The organism is Solimonas marina, from assembly GCF_012241385.1.
Classification (GTDB): domain Bacteria; phylum Pseudomonadota; class Gammaproteobacteria; order Nevskiales; family Nevskiaceae; genus Solimonas; species Solimonas marina.
The window spans coordinates 307,290-324,747 of record NZ_JAAVXB010000003.1 but is presented as its reverse complement, the minus strand read 5'-3'; the positions used below and the strand labels follow the sequence as shown (position 1 = coordinate 324,747).

The window sequence follows — 17,458 nt, the reverse complement described above, 5'->3', positions numbered from 1 at the left end:
CACGACGTGCACCCAGAACAGGATGACGTTGCCGCGTTTCTTGTTGCGCTCGATGTCGTCGCTCATCGTGCTGTCCATGTGCGCATTACCATCAATGCGCGTGCGCGCCGCCGCCGATCGACGCCAGCTCGCTCTCCGGCAAGGGCGGCGGCTCCTCGAAGGTGTGGTAAGGCGCCGGCGACGGCACCGTCCATTCGAGGCCGTGCGCGCCTTCCCAGACCCGCGCCGGCGCATCCTGCTTGCGGCCGAACCAGCCGTAGCAACAGGCCAGCATGTTGAAGATGAAGATGAACTGCGCGAAGAAGAAGCCGAACGCACCGATCGTGCTGATCTCGTTGAAATCGGTGAACTGCACGGCGTAATCCGGCACACGGCGCTGCATGCCGGCGAGGCCGACGAAGTGCTGCGGGAAGAACGTCAGGTTGATGAAGATCGCCGACAACCAGAAGTGCCACTGACCGGCCTTTTCGTTGTACATGCGCCCGGTCCATTTCGGAATCCAGTAGTAGATCGCGGCGATGATCGAGAACACCGCGCCCGGCACCAGCACGTAATGGAAGTGCGCGACGACGAAGTAAGTGTCGTGATACTGGAAGTCGACCGGCGTCATCGCCAGCATCAGGCCGGAGAAGCCGCCGATCGTGAACAGGAACACGAAGGCGATCGCGAACAGCATCGGCGTCTCGAAGGTCAGCGAACCGCGCCACATCGTCGCCACCCAGTTGAACACCTTCACGCCGGTCGGCACCGCGATCAGCATCGTCGCGAACATGAAGAACAGTTCGCCGGCCAGCGGCATGCCAACCGTGAACATGTGATGCGCCCAGACAATGAAGCTGAGGAACGCGATCGACGCCAGCGCGTAGACCATCGAGTCGTAACCGAACAGCGGCTTGCGCGCGAAGGTCGGGATGATGGTCGAGATCACGCCGAACGCCGGCAGGATCAGGATGTAGACCTCGGGGTGCCCGAAGAACCAGAAGACGTGCTGGAACAGCACCGGGTCACCACCGCCGGCGGCATTGAAGAAGCTGGTGCCGAAGTACTTGTCGGTCAGCAGCATCGTCACCGCGCCGGCCAGCACCGGCATCACCGCGATCAGCAGATACGCCGTGATCAGCCAGGCCCAGACGAACAGCGGCATCTTCAGCAAGGTCATGCCCGGCGTGCGCATGTTGAGGATGGTCACGACGACGTTGATCGCGCCGGTGATCGACGAAATGCCGAGCAGATGGATGGAGAAGATCAGGAACGGAAACGCATTGCCGGTCTGCAGCATCAGCGGCGGGTACATCGTCCAGCCGCCGGCCGGGCCGCCGCCGTCCATGAACAGCGTCGACAGCATCATCGCGAAGCCGAACGGCAGGATCCAGAAGCCCCAGTTGTTGACGCGCGGCAAGGCCAGATCCGAACAGCCGATCATCATCGGCACCATCCAGTTGGCGAGGCCGACGAAGCCCGGCATGACGCCGCCGAAGATCATCACCAGCGCGTGCATCGTCGTCATCTGGTTAAAGAATTCGGGTTCGACGAACTGCAGGCCCGGATGGAACAACTCGGCACGAATCACCAGCGACATCAAACCGCCGATGAAGAACATCGTGAACGAGAAGAACAGATACAGCGTGCCGAGATCCTTGTGATTGGTCGTCTTGATCCAGCGCATGATCCCTTTGTCGGGACCGTGATGCGCGTGGTCATCGTGGCCGTGGGCGTGATCGTCGTGCGTATGAGCCATGGTGCTACTCCTGCTGTCTGCGTAACAGCGCTTACTGACGCAGCGCGCTGACCTGGTCGGGCTGAATCACGCTGCCCTTGTTGCCCCAGGAAGTCCGTTCGAAGGTCGCGACGGCCGCGATCTCTTCATCCGAAAGCTGTGCGAACGGCGGCATCAGCTTCTTGCCCTTGAGGATCTGCTCGATATGCGCCTCGGGCGGCCCATTGGCGACCGTGCTGCCGGCCAGCGCCGGAAAATTCGGCGGCATCCCCTGACCATTGGCCTGATGACAGGCTTGGCAGTTCGCCTCGTACACCGTCTTGCCCTTGGCCAGCAGATCGGCCTCGCTCAACGCCTTCTTCGCAGGCGGGGGCGGCGCAGCCGCGGCGCTGTCTGCCGTGTCGGCGGCGGCGACTTCGGTAGTCGCGACAGCCGGCTCGGCCTTCGGCGCGGCACCACCGACGACAGTCTCCGCAGAGGGCACCTGCGCTTCCAGATCACCGTCTTTCTGCCGCTTCAGGAATGCCTCGAACTCGTCTTCGGGCACGGCGTGCACGACGATCGGCATGAAGCCGTGATCGCGACCGCAGAGCTCGGCGCAAACGCCGCGATAGACGCCGGGTTCATCGATCTTGGTCCAGACTTCGTTGATGTAGCCGGGAATCGCGTCCTTCTTGACCGCGAAGTCCGGCACCCACCAGGCATGAATCACGTCGTTCGACGTGATCAGAAAGCGGATCTTCTTGCCGACCGGCAAATACAGCGGGTTATCGACGTTGACCAGGTAGTGCCCGCCGTCGGCTTGCTCGAGCTGCTTCAAATCCGCCGAACTGAACGAGCCGGAAAGCCCTTCGCCATGCGCGCCAAGCTGGCGTGCGGCATTCGAAGCGTGGCTCAGCGTCGAGAAGAACGACACGCCCTGACCGACGTACTCGTACTGCCACTTCCACTGATAACCGGTGACCTTCACCGTCAGATCGGAGTTGCGCGTGTCCTCCATCTTGATCAGCGTGCCGGCAGCCGGCACCGCCAGGCAGATCAGGATCACGAACGGCGCGATGGTCCAGGCGATCTCGACCTTGACGTTCTCATGGAAGTTGGCCGGATTCGGATGCTTGGAACGGCGATGATTGATGATCGAATAGAGCATCACGCCGAACACGACCACGCCGATGGCGACACAGGTCAGGAAGACCCACATGTGCAGCGAGTGCACCGAATGCGCGATCTGCGTGACGCCGGTCGGCATGTTCCAGCCGTTGCTGGTCGCCGTATAGGCCCATGCGTCGTGCGACGCGAGTGGCACGCCCGATCCTGCCGCGAAACGCGCCAGTCGTCTCCTCGTCATCATTCATCGTTCTCCAAATGGCAACTCTCGCGCCCGGCTTGGAACCTGCGGCGCTACTGGCGACGTGCGCCAGGCGGGTGACAACAATTCCTGCAGCCTGCAAAACAACTGCTCGCGCTCTTCGTCCGTGACGCATCGCGCGATCTCCACCTGCTGCGCGCCACTGCACAGCATCAGCTGTGTCGGCGCATTGCGGTTTGGCCCAGGCTCTAACGTGGCCCGAGTCCAATGCCGCGACAGGTTCACGGCTGAAGCAGCGCCGTGTCCCACCATGCCAAATTCGATACGAACGACATCATCCGAGAACCGGATGACTTCCCGATAAGCGTTGCGCTTGACCGACACGATCAACGCTACGGCGAGAGCCCCCAGCTCCAGACCAGCGAACGGCAGGATCGGCCACAGACCGATTGCTGCCATACCGCCGGCAATGCCGAACCCAACGGCGGCCGTCATCGCGAAGAACAGCCACGCCTGGCGGACGGTCAACGACCCGTTCGGTCCGATCGTAAGCTGCGTATCCCGAGACATCAGAATGACCGCGCTGTTGAAGCGATTTGATTGTAGAGCATCGACGAAAAAGTGCGCAAAGCACCTTCGTCGTTGTGCACTGCAGCGAAATCAGTCGCTTAGCCCCAGGAGCTGGCGTGTCGCAGGCGTGTCGAGCGCGTCGCGGTTGGCGATGTCGTCGCCGTGCTCCGGCAAAACTCCGAGCAGCGGCACCGGCAGGCGCGCGCACAAGGTGTCGAGATTTTCCTGCCAGCGCGGCTGCGCGGGCGGCAGGCGATTGGCGATCCAGCCGGCCAGCGTCGTGCGCCGCATCACCGACTCGGCCGTCAGCAGTGCGTGATTGAGGCAGCCGAGGCGCAGGCCAACGACCAGCACCACCGGCCAGCGGTGCGTCGCAACCCAGTCGGCAAAATCAGTCTGCGCATCGAGCGGCACACGCCAGCCACCGGCGCCTTCGACGATCACGCGCGCATGCCGCGTCTGTAGGGCCGCATGCGCGGCGTCGAGCACGTCGATCGAGATCGGCGTGCCGACATCGGCGGCGGCGATATGCGGCGCGATCGGCGACGGCAGCGCGATCGGATTGATCGCCGCGTAGTCCTCGACGCCGTCGCTGGCGGCAAGCAACGCCAGCGCATCCTCGTTCTGCCAGGCACCGTCGACGCGTTCGCAACCAGCGGCAATCGGCTTCAGGCCGACGGCGTCGACACCACGATGCCGCGCCAGGCGCAGCAGCGCTGTGCTCGCGCGCGTCTTGCCGACTTCGGTGTCGGTGCCGGTGACGAACAAGGTCGGTGCGCCATTCGCGTTGGCACGGCTCATCCCGAGCGCTCCAGCAACAATTCAATGATGTGCCAACTGGCACGCACGCCGCGCGCATAACGCCACGGCGCGTATGCCGCATCGAGCTGCGCGAACGTCGATTTGCCCAGCCACTGCTGACGCCGCGCGGCACTGCTGTTGCGCGCGCCGATGTCGCGCAGGCTTTGCATCAGCGCCCGCACGTCGGCGTGGTATTCGGGATACAGGACCGTTTCGGCTGTACGCACGACGAGTCCGGCGTCCCGCGCCCACCGCGACCAGTCGGCCTGCGTGGCGAACGCGTGGACGTGCTCGGCGGTGTCGACCGCTCGCCAAGCAGCACGCAATTCATCGAGTGTGCCGGCGCCCGGCACGCTGAGCGCGGCGACGCCGCCTGGCGCCAGCACGCGCGCCAATTCCGCCAGCGCGCACTGCGGTTGCGGGCACCACTGCAGCACCAGATTGCTGAACAGCAGATCGGCACTCGCCGCACGCAGGGGCAGCGCTTGCGCGTCACCGACAACGCTCATACGGCTGCCGCTGCGGTGCGCGACTTGCGCCATACCGGGCGCACGATCGAGCGCAACGACGGTCGCCTGCGGATGACGCAGCTGCAGGGCACGCGCGCCGAGGCCGGTGCCGCAGCCGAGGTCGACGATGGTCCGCGGCACCGGCTGTAATGCTGCGACGCGAGCGAGCAAGGCCTTCCGTGTGCGGTCCTGCAACTGCGCGGCACGCTCGTAGCCAGCGGCAGCGCGTGAGAAATTGCGCGCCGCGCGGCGCACGTCCAGCACAGGCAGGTGACCAGACATGGCGTCAGTCAGTGCGCCATGCATGCGCCAGCGCCTCGAGCAAGGCGTCGATCTGTTCCGGCCGATGCGCGGTGGTCAGCGTGATGCGCAGTCGCGACGTGCCGCGCGGCACCGTCGGCGGCCGAATCGCCGCGACCCAATAGCCTTGCTCGAACAGCCGCTGCGAAACGGCCAGCGCCCGCGCCGCGTCGCCGAGCACCAGCGGCTGTATCGGCGTCTGCGAATCGCCGAGCGGAATATCGAGTGCGGCGGCGCCGTCGCGGAAACGGCGAATGTTGTCGAACAACTGCTGCCGATGCTCGGGCTCGTCGCGCAGGATCTCGACGCCGCGGCGCGCCGCGGCGGCGACGGCCGGCGGCTGCGCGGTCGAGAACACGAAGCTGCGCGCGCGCTGCACCAGATATTCGATGAGGTCTTCGTCGCCGGCAACGAATGCGCCGGCGGCACCCGCGGCCTTGCCCAACGTGCCGGTCCGAATGTCGGCATGCGCAGCGCAGGCTTCAAGCGCGCCACGTCCCGTCGGCCCGAGCACACCGAAGCCGTGCGCATCGTCCACCATCAGCGCCGCACCGCGGCGCGCGCTCAGTGCCGCGAGTTCCGGCAGCGGCGCGACATCGCCGTCCATGCTGAACACGCTGTCGGTGACAACAAGCGTGAGGCGTGAGGCGTGAGGCGTGAGGCGTGACAGCACGTCGCCGAACGCGGCGGCGTCGCGATGTGGCACACGCTCGTACCTCGCGCCCGACAGCCGTCCGCCGTCGATCAGCGACGCATGATTGAGTTCATCGGCGACGATGGTGTCGTCGCGGCCGAGCAGGCCGCGCAGCACGCCGAGATTGGCCGCCCAGCCGGTCGAGAACAACAGCACGCGCGGCACGCCGAGGAAGTCGGCCAGCGTTTCCTCGAGGCGCTGGTGCTCGCGGTTGTAACCGGAGATCAGCGCCGACGCGCCGCTGCCGGTGCCGTGCGCGAGCGCCGCACGCGCCGCCTCGGCCAGGCGCGGATCGGACGCCAGACCCAGGTAGTCGTTGCTGCAGAAATTGATGCAGGTCTGTCCGTTGACGCGAATCTGTGCGCCGTGGCCGCCATCGATGACGCGGCGCACGCGATACAGATCGGCGTCGCGAATGCGCTGCAGCTCGGCCGCCAGATGCGCCTGCAGCGCAGGCGGCGTCATCCGCGCGTCGTCGGCCATCGACGCCGGCTCAGCCGTGATGGCAACAGCCGCCAGCGGACTCGGCCGCGGCCGGCGCGCACGACGGCTCATGCGCCTCGACGCTGCCCTCGGTGCGAATGCCGAGACGCTGCAGCAGCGCACGGTCCTTGGCGTTCTGCGGGTTCTCGGTGGTCAGCAGCTTTTCGCCATAGAAGATCGAGTTGGCACCGGCGAAGAAGCACAGCGCCTGCATTTCGTCGCTCATTTCCTGGCGGCCGGCCGACAGGCGGACCGACGACTTCGGCATCAGCACGCGCGCCACGGCAATCGTGCGCACGAATTCGATCGGGTTCAGTTCCTCACTGCCGGCCAGCGGCGTGCCTTCGACCTGCACGAGGTTGTTGATCGGCACGCTTTCCGGATGCACGTCCATGTTGGCCAGCTGGCGCAGCAGCTCGGCGCGGTCGGTTTCCTGCTCACCCATGCCGACGATGCCGCCGCAGCAGACCTTGATGCCGGCATCGCGCACGTTGTCGAGCGTGTCGAGGCGATCCTCGTAGGTGCGCGTCGAAATGATCTTGCCGTAGAACTCCGGCGAGGTATCGAGATTGTGGTTGTAGTAGTCCAGACCGGCGCCGGCCAGACGCTGCGCCTGCGCGGGCTTGAGCATGCCGAGCGTCACGCAGGTCTCCAGGCCCATGTCCTTGACCGCGCGCACCATCGCCTCGACGCGCTCGATGTCGCGATCCTTGGGCGAGCGCCACGCCGCACCCATGCAGAAACGCGTCGCACCATTGGCCTTGGCCTCTTTCGCCGCTTCGATGACCGTATCGAGCGGCATCAGCGGCTCCTGCTTCAGGCCGGTCTCGAAGCGCACCGACTGCGGGCAATACGCGCAATCCTCGGGGCAGGCGCCGGTCTTGATCGACAGCAGCGTGGACAGCTGCACGGTGTTCGGCTCAAAGTGCTCGCGGTGCACGGTCTGCGCGCGGAACAGCAGATCGTTGAACGGCATCGCGAACAGCGCCTGCACTTCCTCCCGCGTCCAGTCGTGACGCAAACCGTCGGGAACGGGCATGGCGGGCGGGGCAACTTCAGGCGAGGACAGGACGGCGGACATGGCGGATTTTTCCGGTCTGGACGAACGAACCGCGTCGGGCAGGAACGGCTCGACGCGGCGCGGCTTATCTGGAGCGGCTAGTGTTCCGGGCCGACGCCGGGGCTGTCAACCATGAGGCTCCACAATGGTTGACATCTTTTCATCACTGACCGAGCTGCTGGCACCGTCGTCCTGCACGTTCTGCGCCGCCCGAACCGACGGCACCGAACTGTGCGCATCGTGTCGCGACGCCTTGCCGTGGAACACCGTCGCCTGTCCGCGCTGCGCGCTGCCGCAGGCCCACGATGGTCTGTGTGCGCATTGCGCGCAGCACCCACCGCCGTTCGCCGCCGCCTGGGCGCCGTTTCGACTGGCGCCGCCAGTGCGCCAGCAAATTCATGCCTTGAAGTACCAGGCGACGTTTCGCCACGCCCAATTGCTGGGCCGCCTGTTCGTCGATCGCCTGCGCACACGCGAGGCACCGGTACCGGACGTCGTCATCCCGGTGCCGCTGCACCCGACGCGGCTGTGGCGACGCGGCTACAACCAGAGCGTCGAACTGGCGCGTGCACTGCGCCGCGATGGCCTGCGCGTCGAACCGCGCTGGGCACAGCGCCTGCGCCGCACCGCCGACCAGATCGGCACCGACGCCGTCGCCAGACGCCGACAGGTCGCCAAAGCCTTCGCCGTCGACCCGCGCGTCGCCGGCCTGCGTGTCGCCCTGCTCGACGACGTCATGACCACCGGCGCGACACTCGCCGAACTCGCCCGCACCTGCCGCCGCGCGGGCGCCGCCGAAGTCGAAGCCTGGGCGATCGCGCGAGCGCCCTAAATACCGCAGCGCACCTTTACGCATACAGCCACCGCTCAGAGCATATCGACGATCAGGCCGACCAGCACCGCCAGGCCGATGTAGTGGCTGTGTAGAAAGGCGCGGAAGCTCGGGCCCGGTTCGCGTTTGCGGATCAGCCATTGTTCGTAGAGTGCGCAGCCGACGGCGACGGCGATGCCGGCGTCATACGCGACGCCGCGCTGCGTCCACAGGCCGACGACGATCAGCAGCGCGAACGACAGGGTCTGCAGCAGCGCGGTGATCGCGCGGTCGTAGCGGCCGAACAGGATGGCCGACGATTTCACGCCGATCTTCAGATCGTCTTCGCGATCGGCCATCGCGTAGTAGGTGTCGTAGGCGATGACCCAGCACAGGTTGGCGACGATCAACGCGGTCGCCAAGCGCCAGTCGACCGTGCCGCGTACGGCGGCGAACGCCATCGGGATGCCGGCCGAGAATGCGAGGCCGAGGATGGCCTGTGGAATCGACAGCACGCGCTTGGCGAACGGATAGCCGGCCGCGAGCAGCATGGCCGGCAACGACAGCCAGATCGCCAGCACATTGCCGAGCGACAACAACAACGCGAATGCCAGTAGTGACAGCACGACGAACACGCCGACCGCCTCGCGCGGCGAGATACGCCGCGCGGCCAGCGGCCGCGATTGAGTGCGGGCGACGTGAGGGTCGAAGTCGCGGTCCGCGTAGTCGTTGATCGCGCAGCCGCCGGCGCGCATGAGCACGGTGCCGAGCACGAAGACCAGCAGCACCGGCCACGGCGGCACGCCGCCGGCCGCGAACCACAGCGCCCACAGCGTCGGCCACAGCAGAAGGTAGATGCCGATCGGCCGGTCCATGCGCGTCAGCCGCCAGTAGTCGGCGAGGCGGGCGCTAATCGGGGTTGGAACCGTCATGTTCATCACGGGCGGAACTTTACACGTGTGCGTAGCGCTCCGGATCGCCGACCCAGCGGCCGATCAGCAGCTTGGCCAGCAGCGGTTCGTCCTGCAGGTAGCGGTCGGCCAGCGGTTGCAGCGGTGGAATCAGCGCTGCGTCGCGCATCGGATCAGCGAGCTTCATGCCGATCTCGCCGGTCTGGCGGCGGCCGAGCAGCTCGCCGGGGCCGCGCAGTTCAAGATCGCGCTGCGCGATCGCGAAGCCGTCGGTCGTTGCGCGCATGGTTTCAAGCCGCGCGCGCGCCGCCTCGCCCAGCGGGCCCTGATAGAGCAGCACGCACTGGCTGGCGGTGCTGCCGCGACCGACGCGGCCGCGCAACTGGTGCAACTGCGACAGGCCGAGTCGCTCGGCGTTCTCGATGACCATGATGCTGGCATTGGGCACGTCGACACCAACCTCGATGACGGTCGTCGCCACCAGCAACTGCGTCACGTTGTCCTGAAACGCGCGCATCTGCTCGTCCTTGAGATCGCCCTTCATGCGTCCGTGCACAAGACCGACGCGCAACTCCGGCAATTCCGCTCGCAGCTTGGTCGCAGTCGCCTCGGCTGCTTCGGCATCCAGTTCGTCGGACTCCTCGATCAGCGTGCAGACCCAGTAGACCTGGCGTTGCTGGCGGCAGGCATCGCCGATGCGCGCGAGCACGTCACTGCGCTTCTCGTTCGACAGCACCACGGTCTGGATCGGCGTGCGGCCCGGCGGCAGCTCGTCGATGACGGAAATATCGAGATCGGCGTAAACGGTCTGCGCCAGCGTGCGTGGAATCGGCGTTGCCGACATGATCAACTGGTGTGGCGCGTTCGCGCCGCCCTTGTCGCGCAGCGCCAGGCGCTGCTGCACGCCGAAGCGATGCTGTTCGTCGACGACGACGACGGCCAGCGCCTTGAAGCGCACGTCGTCCTGAAACACCGCGTGCGTGCCGACCACCAGTGGCAGGCTGCCGTCGGCCAGGCCGGCGAGGATCGGTTCGCGCGCCGATTTCTTCAGCCGGCTCGACAGCAGCACCGGCGCCAGGCCCAGCGGCTCGAACCAGCGCGCGAGATTGCGCTGATGCTGTTCGGCGAGCAATTCGGTCGGCGCCAGCAAGACCGCCTGCAGGCCGGCGCGCGCCGCGGCGAGCATCGCCATCGCGCCGATCACGGTCTTGCCGCTGCCGACGTCGCCCTGCACCAGCCGCAGCATCGGCTGCGCACCGCCGAGATCCTGTGCCACTTCGTCGAGCACGCGTCGCTGTGCGCCGGTCGGGCTGAAGCCGAGCACGCTGCTCAGTTCGCTGATAGACGCCGCGGCATCGCGCAGGCGATGCGACGGCCGGCTGCGCTGACGCTGGCGCAGCACGCGCAAACTCAGTTGGTGGGCCAGCAGTTCTTCACGCTTGAGGCGCTGCTGCGCCGGGTGCGTACCAGCAAGCAAGGCGCGTGCATCGGCATCGTCGCCGGGCAAGTGGATCGCCCGCAGCGCCGCCAAGGTCGACGGCGTGCCCAGCCCCGGCAGTTCGGTGACCAGCGCCGGCTCACGCGTGGCGACTTCCAGGGCCTGCGCGACGAGCTGGCGCAGGCGCGGCTGCGCCAGGCCGGTGGTGGTCGGATAGATCGGCGTCAGGCTCGCTTCCGGCTGCAGCTCATCGACTTGATCGGCGACGCGATATTGCGGGTGCACCATCTCGATGCCACCAGCGGCGACGCGTGCATCGCCGAACGCCTGCAGCCAACGCCCCTCGCCGAGGTTGTTCTTTTGCGCTTCGTTGAAGTGGAAGAAGCGCAGCAGCAGCGGGCCGCTGCCATCGTCGATGGTCACGCGCAGCGTGCGCCGCCCGCCGTAGCGCACATCGACGGCGACGATGCGGCCGCGCACCAGCGACTCGTCGCCGGCACGCAGCTGCGCGATCGCCACGTGCGCACGACGGTCCTCGTAGCGCAGCGGTAGATGGAACAACAGATCGCGGACGCGCTCGAGGCCGAGCGCGCGCAGGCGGATTGCGACAGCCGGACCGGCGCCCTTGAGGAATGTCGCCTCGGTGTCCAGCGTCAGCGGCGGCCGTGGGCCGCCGCGCGCCGAGGGCCCGGCCACGACGGCGCGCTTACTCGAGGACGAGCACCGCTTCGGCTTCGACGCGAGCGCCCTTCGGCAACTGGGCGACGCCGATCGCGGCACGAGCCGGGAACGGCTCCTTGAAATACTGCTTCATGATCTCGTTGACGGTGCCGAAGTGCGACAGGTCGGTCATGAAGATCGACAGCTTGGCGATGTCGGCGAGCGAACCGCCGGCGGCCGCGGCGACCGCGGACAGGTTCTTGAAGACCTGATGCGCCTCGTCCTCGATCGTCGCGTTGTTCATCTCCATGGTCGCCGGATCGAGCGGAATCTGACCCGACAGATACACCGTGTTGCCGCAACGCACGGCCTGCGAATACGGGCCGATCGCCGCCGGCGCTGCATCGGTGTGAATGATCTGTCGTGCCATGGAATCTCTCGTGGTCTGAAAAGTCGCGATTGTCGGCGATGCCCTGGATCGCGCCAAGTAAAACGTCGGTCATTCCCGGGCTTGGCGCCAAACACCGCCAAACCGGGTGGCCGCGCCGTAAAGCACCGCTTTTTAGGCCCGCACCACCCGTTCGACGCCGTCGACGCGACGCAGGCGCCGCAGCACGCGCGCCAGATGGACGCGGCTGCGCACGGTGATGATGAAGCGCATCTCGACCGCGTCGCCGCCGGCAGCGTCCGGCATCTGCACGTTTTCGATCGACGATTCGGCCCCGGCGATCTCGGCCGTGACCATCGCCAGCATGCCGCGCTTACGAATGGTCTTCATCCGCACCTCGGACAGGAAGTCGCCCTGCACGCGCTCCGACCACGCCAGCGGCACCCAGTCCTGCGGCCGGCCCTTGGCATGCTTGCAGTCGAGACGGTGGACGACGATGCCGCGCCCGGTGCTGACATGCCCGCGAATCTCGTCGCCGGGCAGCGGGTGACAGCAACGTGCGTAGCTGAGCACCAGACCTTCCGTGCCTTCGATCGCCAGCGGTGCCGCGGAACCGGACGCGCCGACCGCTTCGCCTTCCGGCAGGAAGTGGCGCGCCACCAAGGCTGCCAGTCGCTCGCCGACGCCGATCGCCGCGTACAGCTCCTCGACGTCGCTCATCTGATGCGCAGCCAGCACCGGCTGCAGGCGGTCTTCGTCTTTGAGCACCGACGATGGTACCGACAGCTCGCGCAGCGCGATTTCCAGCAGACGCCGGCCGAGGCGCACGGCCTCGTCTTCGCGCTGCGTGCGCAGATAACCGCGCACCGCGGAACGCGCCTTGGCGGTCTTGACGAAGTTCAGCCACGCGGCGTTCGGCCGCGCGTGCTTGGAGGTGATGACCTCGACGGTCTGGCCGTTACGCAGATGCGTGTTCAGCGGTTCAAGCTGACCGTCGAGACGCGCCGCGACGCAGTGGTCGCCAAGCTCGGAATGCACGGCGTACGCGAAGTCGACTGGCGTGGCGCCACGCGGCAGCCGGCGAATCTCGCCGCGCGGCGTGAACACGTAGACCTCGTCCGGGAACAGGTCGACCTTGACGTTGTCGACGAAGTCCATCGCGCTGGAGCCGCCGAACTCGTCGAGCAGACCGGACACCCATTCGCGCGCACGTACCTGCGGCGCCGACTGGCTGTCGCGCTCGCCGAGCTTGTACTGCCAGTGCGCGGCGATGCCGCTCTCGGCGACGTGATGCATGTCGCGCGTGCGGATCTGGATTTCGATCTTGTGCCCGGCCGGGCCGACGCACGAGGTGTGCAGCGACTGATAGCCGTTGGACTTCTGGTTGGCGATGTAGTCCTCGAACTCGCCCGGCACCGGCTTGTAGACGTGATGCGCGACGCCGAGCGCGCGATAACAGTCGTCGACCTTGCTGACGATGATGCGAAAGCCCAGCAAGTCGGTGACCTTCAGCAGCTTGAGCTTCTTGCGGCGCATCTTCTGGTAGACGCCGTAGATGTTCTTCTCGCGGCCGACGACGGTGGCGCCGATGCCTTCCTCGCGCAGCGTCGACGACAGCTTTTGCTCGACCTCGCGAATCAGCTTGCGGGTATCGCCGACCTGCGCCTTCACCGCCTGCACCATCACCGCATAGCGGCGCGGATAGAGGTTGGCGAACGCCAGGTCCTCGAGTTCGGTACGGATGAAATAGATGCCGAGACGCTGCGCGATCGGCGCGTAGATCTCCAGCGTCTCGCGCGCCACGCGGCGCCGCTTCTCGGTGGAGGTGACGCCCAGCGTGCGCATGTTGTGCAGGCGGTCGGCAAGCTTGACCAGGATCACGCGCAGGTCCTGGGTCATCGCCAGCAGCAGTTTGCGGAAGCTCTCCGCCTGCATCTCGGCGCGGGTGCGGCCTTCGATCTTGGCGATCTTGCTGACGCCGTCGACCAGCGCCGCGACGTCGGCGCCGAACTCGTTCGACAACTGCTCGCGCGAGATGCCGGTGTCTTCGATGACGTCGTGCAGGATCGCCGCGATCAACGTCGTGTGATCGAGGCGCATGTCGGCGAGGATGCGCGCGACCGCCAACGGGTGATAGACGTAGGGCTCGCCGGACTGACGGCGCTGACCGTCGTGGACGTTCTTGGCAAACGCCGCGGCGCGGCGCACCTGGTCGATCTGCTCTTCCGGCAGATAGCCCTCCAGCATGCGCGCGAGCGCGTCCATGCCGAACTCGCGTTCGGCCCGCTGCGTGCGCAGCGCATTGCCCAGCCGCTGGATGACGGAAAGCTCCATGACACCAATATATATGGAGCCGGGCGGCCGGCCTACAACTTCGTGCATCCGGCGCCGGCCGCGGCGGCGCCCATCACGCGAAAGGCCCGCTCGGAGGCGGGCCTTTCAAACGACAGCGTGTCGAAACTCAGGCGTCGAACGACGGGTCCAGCGCTTCGAGTTCCATCTTCGGCTGCGAGATCGCCGGCAGGTCGACTTCCTCGAGCACCGAGCGGTCGGTGTAACCCTCGGCGATCTCGCGCAGCGACAGCACCGTCGACTTGTGGTTGCCCCACGGCAGCTTCGCTTCCGAGCCGCGAGCCAGCTGACGGGCGCGCTTGGCGGCGACCAGAGTCAGGTCGAACTGGTTCGGAATCAGGTCCAGACAATCTTCTACGGTTACACGAGCCATGGCAGCACCAGCAGCTAAAACTTGAGAGCTGGCTATTTTACGGGAGCGGCGGCGGATTGACCAGCACCACCGGAAGCCCCCGGCGCCAGCAGCTGGGCGACCAGCTCGCCGTGGCGGGCCAGCTGCCGCTGACTGCGCAACCGCGGCTCGAGGAAGATCGCCGCCATCTCGGCCAGCGCCTGCTCGAAGTTCTCGTTGACGATCAGGTAATCGTACTCGGCGTGGTGCGAGATTTCCTCGTGCGCCTCGCGCATGCGCTCGGCGATGACGTCCTCGCTGTCCTGGCTGCGGCCGCGCAGGCGGCGCTCCAGCTCGGCCACCGACGGCGGCACGATGAAGATGCCGATGGCCTGCGGCCATTCGCGCTTGACCTGCCGCGCCCCCTGCCAGTCGATGTCGAGGATGACGTCGTGCCCGGCGTCGAGCAGCGCCCGCGTTTCCGACAGGCCGGTTCCGTAGCGGCGCCCGAACACATGCGCGTGCTCAAGAAAATCGCCACGGCCGATCTTGTCGACGAATCCGGCCTCGTCGATGAAGTGGTAGTGCACCCCGTCGGTTTCGCCTGGCCGCGGCGCCCGCGTCGTGAACGACACCGAGATCGTCGCCGTCACGCCGTGCCCGGCCAACGCCGGCACCAGCGCCCGTGTCAGGCTGGTCTTGCCGCCGCCGCTCGGCGCCGAAACGATGAACAGACTACCTTGGCTCATGCAATGAATTCAGCGCCGCATGCGGCGCGTGTGATCGAGGGGATGCGCGGACTATAACACCGCGCCGCGGATGCCCGGCCCGCCAGGCGTCGGCCTAATGCGACAGGCGTTGCGTGAGCAGCGTCATCCACGCCAGCTCCTGCGCCTGGTGCGCTTCGATGTCCGCCGCCAAGGTGCGGACCGCAACCGTCTCGGCATTGCGTGCGGCGAAGTGCGCCATCGGCAGGCCGCCCTGGTGATGGCGAATCATCAGTTGCAGGAACAGGCGGTCGCGCGCCGCGCCGTCGAGACGGCGCAACTCGTCGAGTTGCGCGGCACTGGCCAGCCCCGGCATGCCGCCCGGCGATGCCCTGCAATCGCTCAGATATCGGGACAATGCCGCATCGGGCGCGGTCTTGCCGAGCAACATCCAATCCATGCTCGTCGTCGCCGGCAGCAGCGGCCGCTGCCAGAGCAGCAACCAGCCTTTCATCTCGCCGATCTCGATCAGCTGCGCGGTCTGGATCGCACGGAGCAACCCGGTCAGCTGCGTGTTGCCGCGCGCCAACATGATCTGTGTCATCACCACCGCCTGGTCATGATGACTGCGCATGAACTGCGCAAACCCGATGTCGACCGGTCCCGGGGACTGCACGCGCACGGCAGCCGCTCGCTCGCCCAGCCGATAGGCGGTGGCGAGCGCGATGCCCGCCACCAACAGCGCCACGACCGCCGCAAGTTGCCGCGCGCTCACTGGCTCGGCGACACCCCGTTGGTGAACTGCAGGACCATGAAGCCATTGTCCATGCAGGTCACCCACAGCTGGTCGCCAACGAAGCGAGGCGGCGAACTACACCAGTCGGCACTGAGGTTGCCCGACACCGGGCCGCCGCCGGCATTGACGACGAGACTCGGCAGCGCCGCGACGAAATTGCCGACATAGCGCGCATCGATGCCGACGGTGTCTGCGTTCGTTCCTGAGCCGGACGTATACAGATCGGAGATCGTCGGCAGCAAGCCGCCGATCCAGGCGTGCAGCGAGTGTTGCAGGCTCAGCCCCTTGCCGGTCTGCGCCGGCGGGTTGTAATACGCGACCTCGCGCGGCTGCGTCGGGTCACTGACGTTGAAGACGCGAATGCCCGATTGGAAATAACCACAGGCCAACAGCTTCGGATCCGTGGGTGTGTCGACCGCGCAATAGTGCGATTCGTAGCCAAACAGGCCGTCGCCCGCGGTATCGGCGGCGCGCAACTCGGCATTGGCCTGATACTGGATCTGCAATTGCAGCTGACGCACGATCTTCGGCGCCGTCGGATCGGTGATATCGACGATGTGTATGCCTTCCGAATCGAACTCGTCGGGCACGATCAAATACGGCTTGCCGCCCCACGAAACCGGCAGCGCGTGCTGCCCGCAGCTGAATGCATTCCAGGTGACGGAGCCAATTTGCCGAATCATCGGCACCGCTTTGCGGCTTTGCACATCACTGACGTCGAGGACGGTCACGCCGCCAGGAAAGCAGGTCGCCAGATACAGCGTGTTGCCGTCGGCGCTGAACTCGACGCCGTGATTGGCCGGAAAACCTTCGAGCCCGGTGTAGACGATCTTCGGCGACGTCGGGTCGCTGACATCGATGGCGGTGATCGAACCGGCGATCGTACCGGTCGCCCAGTAGGTCAGGCCGTCCGGCGACCAATTGCCTTCGTGACCGAGCACGTTGTCCGGCAGTTCGAGACTGGTGCCGCCGATGGCGTTGAGTTGTACCGGATGCGCACAGTCGGAAATATCGTAGACATCGAAGAAGCCGGCCCCCGTCAGCGCGCCCACCGCAACGCCGCCGAGCAGTTTGCGATCGGCTTGCACCTTCAACGACTCCCAGGTGCCAATCAGCATCGATGGCCCGGTGAGGTTGGCCGTCTGCACCGGCTGCGCCGGATCAGCGGCATCGACGACCAGCACGCCCGGCGACGGTTCCAGCGCCTGCAGCGGATCGATCAAGGTACCGCTGGTGGACATATAGGCACAGGTGTCGAAGGACGGACTGACGACACTCGCGCCGGTGCCCTGATACTGACCCACGAGCTTCAGGTTGCAGCTGTAGCCCTGCAGGTTGCGTCCATCCTGGCGATCGGCCAACGGCACTTCGCCTTGCAGTGCCGTCTCCGGCTGCGAGCCGGGACCGCACTGTGCGAGACCGACCACCCCCGCATCGACATCATCCGGCGGCTCGCTGCTCCCACATGCGGCCAACCACAACAGCAGCGCCGCGGCCAGCGCGGCGCGAGCATGGCTCGTCGACATCTTCCCCTCCCCCTGTTTGTCCGGCGCGTCCGTGCTGTCAGGCACTGCCGCCGCGATCTGCGGCGACTATATCGCATCGCCGCCAGGGGGCTGCG

16 protein-coding genes are annotated in these 17,458 nt (G+C 66.5%); 1 reads left to right on the top strand and 15 read right to left on the bottom strand.

Going from position 1 to position 17,458, the window contains the following annotated elements:
• Window positions 1–91: 91 nt before the first annotated feature.
• From ctaD to bioB, 7 genes are all read right to left on the bottom strand, one after another.
• On the bottom strand, window positions 92–1,738 hold the full coding sequence (gene ctaD, locus G7Y82_RS07745) for a cytochrome c oxidase subunit I (protein ID WP_168147448.1): 1,647 nt from the start codon (window positions 1,736–1,738) through the stop codon (window positions 92–94).
• Window positions 1,739–1,769: 31 nt separating this feature from the next.
• Window positions 1,770–3,068 carry a cytochrome c oxidase subunit II gene (coxB, locus tag G7Y82_RS07740; RefSeq protein WP_168147447.1) on the bottom strand — a complete coding sequence of 433 codons (1,299 nt, stop codon included), beginning with the start codon at window positions 3,066–3,068 and terminating at the stop codon, window positions 1,770–1,772.
• Window positions 3,069–3,554 (bottom strand): DUF2244 domain-containing protein, encoded by a 486-nt coding sequence (locus G7Y82_RS07735; protein WP_168147446.1) that lies wholly within the window; start codon window positions 3,552–3,554, stop codon window positions 3,069–3,071. It abuts the gene before it with no gap.
• A gap of 132 nt (window positions 3,555–3,686) precedes the next feature.
• Window positions 3,687–4,397, bottom strand: coding sequence for a dethiobiotin synthase (bioD, locus tag G7Y82_RS07730; RefSeq protein ID WP_168147445.1), 711 nt, complete (start codon window positions 4,395–4,397; stop codon window positions 3,687–3,689).
• On the bottom strand, window positions 4,394–5,188 hold the full coding sequence (locus tag G7Y82_RS07725; RefSeq protein ID WP_168147444.1) for a methyltransferase domain-containing protein: 795 nt from the start codon (window positions 5,186–5,188) through the stop codon (window positions 4,394–4,396). Before G7Y82_RS07725 ends, bioD begins: the two co-directional genes overlap by 4 nt.
• Before the next feature lie 4 nt (window positions 5,189–5,192).
• Window positions 5,193–6,383, bottom strand: coding sequence for an 8-amino-7-oxononanoate synthase (gene bioF, locus G7Y82_RS07720; RefSeq protein ID WP_436286666.1), 1,191 nt, complete (start codon window positions 6,381–6,383; stop codon window positions 5,193–5,195).
• Between the two features lie 10 nt (window positions 6,384–6,393).
• Window positions 6,394–7,422 (bottom strand): biotin synthase BioB, encoded by a 1,029-nt coding sequence (gene bioB / locus G7Y82_RS07715; protein WP_168147443.1) that lies wholly within the window; start codon window positions 7,420–7,422, stop codon window positions 6,394–6,396.
• Window positions 7,423–7,588: 166 nt separating this feature from the next.
• Between bioB and G7Y82_RS07710 the strand changes: the two genes are divergently transcribed.
• Window positions 7,589–8,275, top strand: coding sequence for a ComF family protein (locus tag G7Y82_RS07710; protein WP_168147442.1), 687 nt, complete (start codon window positions 7,589–7,591; stop codon window positions 8,273–8,275).
• Window positions 8,276–8,310: 35 nt separating this feature from the next.
• Here the strand turns inward: G7Y82_RS07710 and ubiA are convergent, their stop codons facing one another.
• The 8 genes from ubiA to G7Y82_RS07670 all read right to left on the bottom strand — a co-directional run bounded on the left by ubiA (window position 8,311) and on the right by G7Y82_RS07670 (window position 17,363).
• Window positions 8,311–9,192 (bottom strand): 4-hydroxybenzoate octaprenyltransferase, encoded by an 882-nt coding sequence (ubiA, locus tag G7Y82_RS07705; protein ID WP_206370449.1) that lies wholly within the window; start codon window positions 9,190–9,192, stop codon window positions 8,311–8,313.
• Window positions 9,193–9,205: 13 nt separating this feature from the next.
• Window positions 9,206–11,299, bottom strand: coding sequence for an ATP-dependent DNA helicase RecG (gene recG, locus G7Y82_RS07700; protein WP_366515633.1), 2,094 nt, complete (start codon window positions 11,297–11,299; stop codon window positions 9,206–9,208).
• A 10-nt stretch (window positions 11,300–11,309) separates the two neighbouring features.
• On the bottom strand, window positions 11,310–11,693 hold the full coding sequence (locus tag G7Y82_RS07695) for a RidA family protein (protein WP_168147440.1): 384 nt from the start codon (window positions 11,691–11,693) through the stop codon (window positions 11,310–11,312).
• A gap of 132 nt (window positions 11,694–11,825) precedes the next feature.
• Entirely contained in the window at window positions 11,826–13,985 is a 2,160-nt protein-coding gene (locus G7Y82_RS07690; protein WP_240954135.1) for a RelA/SpoT family protein, read from the bottom strand.
• A 127-nt stretch (window positions 13,986–14,112) separates the two neighbouring features.
• The gene (gene rpoZ / locus G7Y82_RS07685) at window positions 14,113–14,376 is read right to left on the bottom strand and encodes a DNA-directed RNA polymerase subunit omega (RefSeq protein WP_168147439.1); all 264 of its coding nucleotides are present in this window, start codon (window positions 14,374–14,376) and stop codon (window positions 14,113–14,115) included.
• Window positions 14,377–14,408: 32 nt separating this feature from the next.
• Window positions 14,409–15,083, bottom strand: coding sequence for a guanylate kinase (gmk, locus tag G7Y82_RS07680; protein WP_168147438.1), 675 nt, complete (start codon window positions 15,081–15,083; stop codon window positions 14,409–14,411).
• A 94-nt stretch (window positions 15,084–15,177) separates the two neighbouring features.
• Window positions 15,178–15,816 (bottom strand): DUF305 domain-containing protein, encoded by a 639-nt coding sequence (locus tag G7Y82_RS07675; protein ID WP_168147437.1) that lies wholly within the window; start codon window positions 15,814–15,816, stop codon window positions 15,178–15,180.
• Window positions 15,813–17,363, bottom strand: a complete 1,551-nt coding sequence (locus G7Y82_RS07670; RefSeq protein WP_168147436.1) for an LVIVD repeat-containing protein — start codon at window positions 17,361–17,363, stop codon at window positions 15,813–15,815. The genes G7Y82_RS07675 and G7Y82_RS07670 overlap by 4 nt, the downstream gene beginning before the upstream one ends.
• Window positions 17,364–17,458: the final 95 nt, after the last annotated feature.